At 55.0% G+C, this 8,843-nt stretch carries 8 protein-coding genes and 1 pseudogene; 2 read left to right on the top strand and 7 right to left on the bottom strand.

The features are described from left to right. Nucleotides 1-279: 279 nt before the first annotated feature. The 7 genes and pseudogenes from CA85_RS25295 to CA85_RS26260 form a co-directional block, all read right to left on the bottom strand. Nucleotides 280-444 carry a hypothetical protein gene (locus CA85_RS25295; RefSeq protein ID WP_186775202.1) on the bottom strand — a complete coding sequence of 55 codons (165 nt, stop codon included), beginning with the start codon at nt 442-444 and terminating at the stop codon, nt 280-282. Nucleotides 445-604: 160 nt separating this feature from the next. After that, complete coding sequence (locus tag CA85_RS24315) at nt 605-1,843, bottom strand: DUF1559 domain-containing protein (RefSeq protein ID WP_146394289.1); 1,239 nt, start codon at nt 1,841-1,843, stop codon at nt 605-607. Between the two features lie 349 nt (nt 1,844-2,192). Then, nucleotides 2,193-2,948, bottom strand: a complete 756-nt coding sequence (locus CA85_RS24310) for an AraC family transcriptional regulator (RefSeq protein WP_146394287.1) — start codon at nt 2,946-2,948, stop codon at nt 2,193-2,195. Nucleotides 2,949-3,376: 428 nt separating this feature from the next. Continuing rightward, nucleotides 3,377-4,003, bottom strand: coding sequence for a CIA30 family protein (locus tag CA85_RS24305; RefSeq protein WP_146394284.1), 627 nt, complete (start codon nt 4,001-4,003; stop codon nt 3,377-3,379). Beyond that, on the bottom strand, nt 4,000-4,299 hold the full coding sequence (locus CA85_RS24300) for a hypothetical protein (protein ID WP_146394282.1): 300 nt from the start codon (nt 4,297-4,299) through the stop codon (nt 4,000-4,002). Before CA85_RS24300 ends, CA85_RS24305 begins: the two co-directional genes overlap by 4 nt. Nucleotides 4,300-4,618: 319 nt before the next feature. After that, complete coding sequence (locus tag CA85_RS25930) at nt 4,619-5,119, bottom strand: restriction endonuclease (protein WP_246113114.1); 501 nt, start codon at nt 5,117-5,119, stop codon at nt 4,619-4,621. Between the two features lie 216 nt (nt 5,120-5,335). Next, a pseudogene (locus CA85_RS26260) lies at nt 5,336-5,419 on the bottom strand (zinc-ribbon domain-containing protein); the annotation flags it as partial. Between the two features lie 419 nt (nt 5,420-5,838). Between CA85_RS26260 and CA85_RS24290 the strand changes: the two are divergent. After that, nucleotides 5,839-6,684, top strand: coding sequence for a hypothetical protein (locus tag CA85_RS24290; protein WP_146394279.1), 846 nt, complete (start codon nt 5,839-5,841; stop codon nt 6,682-6,684). A gap of 938 nt (nt 6,685-7,622) precedes the next feature. Further along, nucleotides 7,623-8,132 (top strand): hypothetical protein, encoded by a 510-nt coding sequence (locus tag CA85_RS24285; protein ID WP_186775201.1) that lies wholly within the window; start codon nt 7,623-7,625, stop codon nt 8,130-8,132. The last annotated feature ends 711 nt before the right edge of the window (nt 8,133-8,843 follow it).

Genomic DNA, 8,843 nt, shown 5'->3' with positions numbered 1-8,843 from the left:
TCAATCCATCAAGTCAGCCGCAAGAGGCTTTCGTTCCTTCGCCAACTACCGACTCAGGATTCTGTTTTACTGCGGCAAACTCGATCTGATGCCGGAAAATACGTGCCACTAAATTCCGAGAAGAACCTCGGACCTAGCTAAGTCCGCTGGGCAGGGCTGTAGCTACTCATGTCAGACGCCAGGGCAATCCCTCAGGCCGTGTCATGCTGATACGGCAAAGCATCTTCGCTCCCGGTAAATGAGCGGACTGCAGCAAGCTCCGCGATCATCAATCGCAACTCATTTTTCGCGATATTGCGGCGGTGGTGGATCATCCAGTTCGGGATGGTCCTTCAGTAATTGCTCGACTTCAGACAGTTCGTAGGTTGATTCTACTTTCTTCTCCGCACATCCCACGATGCTTATAGCGAACAATAAAACCAACGAACCCACACAAACTTTCATAACGGAATCAGACTCTAAAAGAAAAGAGAAAAGGGGTGGTACCAAAAGCAGCGAGTTTTCTGCTCGCCGCCCATGGATATGCAACAGCAACTCACGCAGTATCCTCCAGGTTGACATGTCTGCTTAGCGGGCACATCGTCTGGGTCACCGCATTGAGAAACTAAAACTCACCGTCGACGACTTCTCTGGATGCACGCGTGCCGAGCGCCCCCCACAGTCCGTAGGGGCTTGCGGCACCTGCCCTCGACAACGGGTCATTGTTTGCACCCGAAGTCGAAACCATGGCTCGACCAGATAGATTTCCCGATTCGATGGAGTCGGTAATGAACTTAACGGCTCCATCGCCCATCAAGACGTGAGCTCCACCTTGGTGTCGGCTGCTCGGTGGGCAAATTCCCTCGGACTGATACCACTCTTGGGTGAAACACAATTCGCGATTGGGAGGCAAGATCGTATAGATTCCCGAGTGAATATGGAGGGCCCACGCCCAGCGATAACCACGCCGGTTGTCGATATGGGCGTTGCTGGCGAAGGGAGCCGTAGGGCTCCAGAACGCGGGTCGGGTTGGATCGGTAAAGGGCTCGCATGCTAGCGCGCCGCCTACGGCAAGAAGGTTCACCGTGGATGTACCCTTCAAGTGCCTAGAGCGTTTGTCATCATCGCCCAAGTCGGTGATGAACTCGCCCATCGCAATGGTATTTGACAAGCCATCAAGGACGTCACGAAAGGCCGAGTCCAATTGGCATTTAAAGAATCCGCGGCTGGCGGCGTTGGCGGCCTGGAAGTCAGCTGTCCCTTTGCTCGACCCATCCAAATTGTACACAGCCTGGATGTTGGTTTTGTGGATCGAGTCTCCCATGGAAACGCCATAATTCGTGCGGCCCATCGCAGGCAGTCCCACGCCTGGGTCACTGGGACAGCGAAACGTTGGAATGTCCGATTCGAAAGGACGATAAGGTCCAGCAGCCCCGTTGACGAGACGGCTGAACACGCGGCCCGGGTACGGTCCCATCGCAGCGTAAGTGTTCCCCGCACCTGGTTGCCCTGCTGGGACCATATAGGGGTTGGAGATCTGTTGCCAAAGCGCCTGCTGTTCAATGAACGGCGTCAACCCGACCAGGGCAGATAATTCAACGCTGTTGCTCCCCGGAGCAAACTCGCGACCGCTCGACACGGTTGCGGTGCCACCGCCTTGGGTCGGCAATTTATCGTAGGCCGAATGGTAATTGTGAATTGCTAAGCCAAGCTGTTTGAAATTATTGCTGCAGCTCATTCGACGTGCCGCTTCTCGAGCTGCCTGCACCGCTGGCAGCAATAGGCCTACAAGGACACCAATAATTGCGATGACGACGAGGAGCTCTACAAGCGTGAACCCTCTCCGCATAGAACGGTTACACATAGCAATTTTCCTCAATTCAACGTTTAGATAAGACAGACGCAAACCCGATTGCCCGCTGCTCAAACGCGAAACCAATCGCGAGTCGCAGGGTGATTAGGAATGCAGTAGCTGACGTTAAAATTTAACGCTGATCCCCTCGAAAGATAGGCTTCACTCGCTATGTGTGGAGGTTTTTGCGCACAGTACGGCGTTTGCCCGAGCGGCTCGACGGTGGAGCATGCTGCCAGGGGCTGGTCGGGTTTCTGCAATTAGTGGCGGCCGCGGTTCCGCAGGGCTTCACAGAGGCAGGAATCTAGCCGTAGGAAACGCTGGGGATGGATGACACCCATGGGCAGGATGCTGGCTGACGTCAGCGCTGTTTTCTGAACACCGAAGGGGTCACCCCCGTCGCTCGCCGAAAGGCTCGGGTGAACGCGCTGTGATCGGAGAAACCACAGTCCAACGCAATGACGACGACTGGCTTTTCTGTATCACGCAACAGTCGTGACGCTGCTGCGATGCGAATCTTGGCGATCAACTGCGTCGGCGTCAAATCGAAAACTCGGCGTGTGAATCGGGCAAGCTGCGTGGTGGTCAGTTCGGATCGCTCGGCCAGCCAAGCCGGCGTGACCGCAGGGTCGAGTGTACGTTCGAACTCCTCCATGGCGAGGGCGTACGCGGTCGGGATCTCGTCAGTGGGAATCGAAACGCGGACGTCACGGGAGAATCCCACCAGCCCAACCACGTTCCCAGCCGGATCGTGAAGCGGCAACTTCGTTGTCAGGCACCAAACCGGATGCCGAGGCCGGTTCCAGTGCATCTCGAGATGTTCGTTGAGTGAACGACCGGTCCGCAAAACCTTCTCGTCTTGCTTCGAAGGAACCTGGCCAAATTCACCTTGGCAGATGTCGCGGGGTTGTTTACCAATCACATCCGCTTTGGATCGAAGTCCATGTCGCTTGACGAGCGATTCGTTTACGGCAAGGTACCGGCCCTCGGCGTCTTTGACAAAGAATGCGGTGTCGGGGGCAGAATCAAAGAGTTTCGACAATACCTGAAGGTCGATCGATGTCACTGCATCGTCGCTCGCCGCTGCCCGCAAGAGACCATTCCGTTCTGTGCGCATTTTGAATTTCCGGTGGCGAATACGTTCTAGAATGCAGGCCGGTCCCAGTCTAGTTGATTCGTAGCACGCCGAAAATCAGTAATCAGCGGAATCGCGATCTGCAGGCTAAAATCATGGCCGTTCATCAGAGCTTGCTGGAGTTCAGGGCTGTTCGTCGGGCTGGCAAGACGACGTGACTCGGGTGGCAGTAAGACTGCGACTGCCATTGTTTCGGTTTTCTGTTCTCCGACCAGGAAGTTCGCGATGTGCACCGCGGGATACACACCACCCCTTTTCATTCACAATCAAGGATGTGCGTGGCATTTCGACTCCGTCGGTTCTGCGCGAGCGTGTTTTTGGAACGGTTGACTGGGGCGCTCCATCATCGCAGCCGTCGCCGGAATTCCATCGGACGTGGTCACCGCTGGAATCGCCGCTCATCAGTCTCTCTAGTCTGCCTTCTGCGCCGTTCCCTCAGCCGGAGCGACCTTGATCCAGTCGACCTGTAGCTCAAAGGGGCCCGCCTGCTTGTCGCCCAGTAGGATTCCAAGAGAGTTGATAGTTCGCGGATCGATGCTGACACCAGGAACCTTTCGGCCGTAAGAGTTCGCGACAAACTTTGCAATCGGCAGACGGGCTTCGATCCACTCATTCTTAACGGTGTCGAATTCTGACTGGAACGAGAAGGCGGTACGTCGGTCAGGTGCGTACAAACAGAGCGTATAGCGTCGCCCATCCCCGCGAACGCGCAGCGAGATCGTTTGGTCGCTCTGCAGCCCCAAATCCTTCGGCGCCGACCGAACCGACGCGAACCCACCATTGTTCTCTAGCGACAACTGACCTGCGAAACGAGCAACCCCCTCGTCGACCACCGAGAACTTGCTGGTCGAACGGCCACCCATCACGCCATCATTGACGATACGCCAGCCCCTGGGCGAATCGTCCGCACCAAAATCGAACAGCGTACGTGCAGCGACTCCCACCCTGTTGAGATCCTCCGCAGAAGCACGATCCGGTAGGACCGCTGTCCACAGCAACACCAGAAAACCACATCTCACCAAAGTTGTACAATTCATTTTCTGCTACCCCAAGGTTTGGAATTCAAGGTACCCCAACACGCGATAACTGCCACGCTCAAGACCCCGTGCAAAGCCGGTGCCTGATACGGTAAGAAACGCTCCTTCCAAGCAACCCAGATATAAAACGTCAAGAATCCGAGATAGGCGTCGACCAGTGTTGCTTGAAACCAAACATCCTGGAGCAAACTCCCATTGTCCAGCACGCTGCGAACCAGCGCTGCACGAACGGTGAACGCAAGCATGACAGCGAAGACAGCAACAAACAGAAAGGCAATCGCTCGTCGACTCGTCATCTGCCATCCACTCTCAACGGTTCCAACTTTTCCTGTGGTCCACCCCAACAACTCTTGTAGACATCCCAATAACTTCGACAAGCCCAAAAACTCAATGCCCCATAGTCGACCGACGGCTCCGCCCGTCGCGAGCCCCTAGCCGATGTGCGCCCCGCACGAGGCCTCCGCCAACTCACCCGCAACCACCGCCCGAACTCACAGAGGTTATCAGTCTCGTTGCGAATTCACCGAAAGACATTCCGCTGGAATGCCGCTTGCACCACAGCCCTGGCGGACGTCGTAAGGATCCTGTAGCGATGGACTGAAACTGCGGCACATCTCAAGATTTCCCGCTATCGATTCCCCGTGATTGCGTTGCCGGAACACCATCTAAGCCATCCAACTGGGCGTCCCGTGTTGCAATATAATCGACGAGCCGCGGTCCATTGTAAGTTTCCAGCCATTTGTACGCATCAGCGGTTCGTCTCGCGGCGTGTGTGAACGATCCAGTCGTGAAGAAGAACCCGCGTTCGGCACCACTGAGCATGTATGCGCCAGCGAAATCGCGAATTTCACTCGATGAGACGCGGTTCCGAGATCCGTAGCGTTTGCACTGTGCCACCGCCCACAGCGCACCGTCACTCGTGAAAATACGCACATCGATTCCATCGTCTCCTGAGCCACCTACCGGAGTGCCCATGTACTCGTCTTGTTGTGAGAAAAGTCTCGCAACCAGACGCTCAAATTCAACAGGCTCGAGATTTCGCAGGTCCGTCAGAGTTCGCAATCGCTGCATGCGGCGGTCTGACCTCGCCCAGATCTTTTGGCGTCTCGTGAGCACACACTGATTTTTAGCTCGGGCGGTTTCGTAGCGTTCACGATCCTGCTCTTGCCACCGACGTCTCTCGACAATGCCCACGAATTGATCGATGGTTGACCGAGATTGCCCCCGAGCGCCCGACTTGCGAACGAATCGCCGAAGGCGATGCCATGGTGCAGTACGCGCCCATTCGAGCAGGCGGTCGGGATCGTGAATCGGAAGAATGAATCTTGATCCACACGATGAGCAGCGTGCCATGCGACCTCCCTGGCTATCATCAACATCGTATTTTTCTTGACAAGAGTTACAGCTTATCTTCATTTGCTATTCGTATCCGTTGAGAAGCGACTTCAGCACCAACATTGTCACCGGTCCATCCCGCGTGCAACGCAATTGAGCCAGGCCTGCGGACTCGCCAACAAAAAGTCTATCAGATCCCCATTCGCCACACGTCCCATCGTCGACCGACGGCTCCGCCCGCCGCGAGCCCCCAGCCGATGTGCGCCGCGCACGAGGCCTCACTCTCTGCAACGCCAACTCGCACTCTTCCACAGAATCTTGCTCACAATCGCCCCGCAGACACAGGACAATGGCTCGCACTGGCCAGAACTCTGTACGCCCCCAATCCGCAGTTCGCCATTCCAATTGGCTGTATGGCTGCAAACCGCGGGCTTCCGATTGTTCCTCGAAGAATCCGAACCGAACCGGAGACAGCGGCCAAGCGGCGAATGAAAGTTGCGATGCACGCCAACAATCTGCCAGAATCGACTGAGAAACAACCTCGCTGGCCAACCCTGCACCTTGAACACCCGCAGAGAACAATGATGCCCCCACCGTACGTGCGCCCAACGAACGATGCTCCGCTGTCACCAGCGGAAAAGAAGGAACTCTTGCAAGCGTATTTTTCGCATTACGAGAGCGTGGCACAGCAAGACCCACAGTTGCTCAATATGAAACTCGAGCGTGCCGCGGTATCCGGGCTTCTCGATCAGATGGGAGTGTTGCTGTTGGAGCAATCACAGCAACTAGCCCACGCGCCTGGCCCAATGCGTGAGTTTCTCGATGCCACCGAACCACCCGACTGCCTTCGAGGACGACTTCCTCCGGAATTCCGGGCCTTCTGTCTCGCCCTGAACGCACTCAAGCAATGGGTTTCCGCCGAATCCGCAGCGACCGATCGCTTTCTGATTGGCGGAACCGCACGCGCGCAGTGCCGGCGGGTCGCCGATCGTTGCCTCGTTACTGGCGATCGTCTTGACGAGACCGTCGTCGAGCTACATCACACCGTAAGAGATGGCCGACCTCCCATCCCGCTCTCGAAAAGCGGTCATGAACGAATCGAATCAAACACGGAGACGTCCACCGACCCGCGTTCCATTGCTCTACGGGATTTGAAGCGTCAGGGAAACCGCTCATGGGTCATGTTGCGGCGCGGCTGCTTGGCGATCGAGGGCGATGAGTTCACCGAATCAACGCCAGCAGTATTGGTGTCCTCGAAGACCTTCGCCAGAAAAGCATCCGAGACGACTGGACTCAGCTATCGAGAATTGCTCTCGTGGCTCGACGAGCGAGAGCTGGGAAACTGACCACCATCCCCGTTTGTGCCACCCTACTCGCGATGGTGTTCCGCCAAGATTCTTTCCTCCCGTTCTTCGCAGGGAGATCGTGCAGTTTCTAGGTGAAGGCAACTCGACCATTTACAGGTTCATCCGACGGAAGCGTGCGCAGAGCACAGCGGAAGGTTTTTTGAGGCATGGCTCGAGTATCCAATGATCGTTCAAAAATGCGTCCCTGACGAACAAACGCTCGCCAGGGACCGACAACACCATTGGCGTACCGCTTTTGCAGGGAAACGCTGGCGACCGAGATATCCCTTGCCAAGCCAGCACCTCTGCAGAGCTCGGCTCCGTTTCTCACGACAGTGCCAGTCTAACATTGATAATCACATCCCACAGATAAATCCTTCGATACGGGAGCCATGCCTTGAAAACCTCGGGCGCACGCTTCCGTCGGATGAGCCAATTATTGTGGGTTTCGCTGCGGTAAGCCAGGTGCGTGGGATCTTTTTGGGCATGGTGGTGGCGTCCGAATCGATTTGTCACCCCACCGATAGCTGTGGTAGCATCCAAGCGCCGGGCGGATCGGAACAAACTCTGCTGGGAAACAGCACGCCTAGGAGTATCTCGGTCGCACATGAGCTCATAGGTGACTTCGGCTGGCATCGGACGCGCCCGCCGCCAGCATTTATGCTGCGATGGCATCGCTCATTTCGCACGCCGCCGCTATGCCTCTAATATCCAAAACGCTGCTGTTTCCCACGGCAAGCCTTGGCGGGCCATCAATTAACGGGGTATAATCGAGTGTGGGGTGTGATTCGCGGACACCGGCCCGGGAGCGTGTTTGCAAGCACCATGCCGAACACAAACGGCGCACTTCAGCAGCGGCACTATTTCCGAACACGAGACTAGCCGAAACGTCCGGCTGCTGGTGGGTTCAAATATTTAGCGAGAGTTGGGGATTTACGATGGTCAACACGGACTTGATTGTCGACAGAGCCAGAGCGACACGACGCGAGTTGTGCGCCCTATTGATGCTTTTGATAATCGCGAACGGTTGCTCAGCTCAGGATTATCGTGGCATTGATTTTCAAGTCCGTCAGAATACGTTGAACGCTGGTGTCGATATTGAACGCATTCATTTTGTTTATGGAAGCACAATCACTAGTTCGAAGAAGCAGCCTGATGCTGATGCCAACGGTGACATTTACCTAGGTTCATTGATAAAGAAGAATATCGACTGTTTCCTAGTTGTTGATCTCTCAGAACGAGGTAAAGCGATTGGTTCGGAAATATATCACCTGACGCCTGTGGATCTCGCTGACGTTGCCAGGACAGAAACATGGAGAAATCCAAGCCGGAGTTCGACGTCTTCAGACAACGTTGACCTGAAGCTTCTTGGCAAATTTGCAAGATTTGAATCAACGTCAAGCGACAAGTTTCGAACCAAGGTGAGATTCTCTATCAAAAGAAGATGACGAGATTTGGCACGTGCTATCTGCTGATTTGCAGTCTTACTTCTTGCCGGATTGTGGCCATGCGGACTTGAGTGTTTCGTAAGCGGCGTTTCCGAATCGTTGAGTGAAGTGGAGCCATCCGTCGGACCGAGGTCGAAAGATACATTGATAACATCTTCAATGCGATCTATCTTGGGCGATCTTCCGCGAGTTTCCTGCTTGATATGATGAGGCGAAATCGATGAGGGCGAGAGGCGAACGAACTGTTCCAGTTATTGGCATTGCAGGCATGGTTTTGCTTGGCATCTGCATTACAAATGTGGCTACCAGTGGCGATGACTTCGAGTTGTTCGATGTCAGCATGAAAGGTGGTGTTGGAGAATTGCGGATCAAGACCTATGGCGCGGAGACTCGGTCGTATTTCGATTTGATTCGTGAATCTTCTAGATTTGTGCCTGTACATCCTTTGGCGTTTTGGCACCTGCAATCCAGCCACGTTTTGGCTTCTGTTCCTGAGTTTCGCTCGATTGCGACACTGAGTTTCAATCGTTGCACGGGGTGCGATCCGCGTAGTGCGCCTGTGATCTGGCGAGATTGGTATTCACGAAAAGAGGCTTCCTCCTGCAAAATGTTGGTGCTCAAACTAACACCGCAGGAAAGGAAGCCTCATGGATGTCAAAGGTATCGTCGGAAGCCTCACTCAAGCAATCGCAGATTCTGAAATTCAATCCC

The organism is Allorhodopirellula solitaria (assembly GCF_007859855.1).
GTDB lineage: Bacteria > Planctomycetota > Planctomycetia > Pirellulales > Pirellulaceae > Rhodopirellula > Rhodopirellula solitaria.
This window is presented reverse-complemented; position numbering and strand designations above follow the sequence as displayed.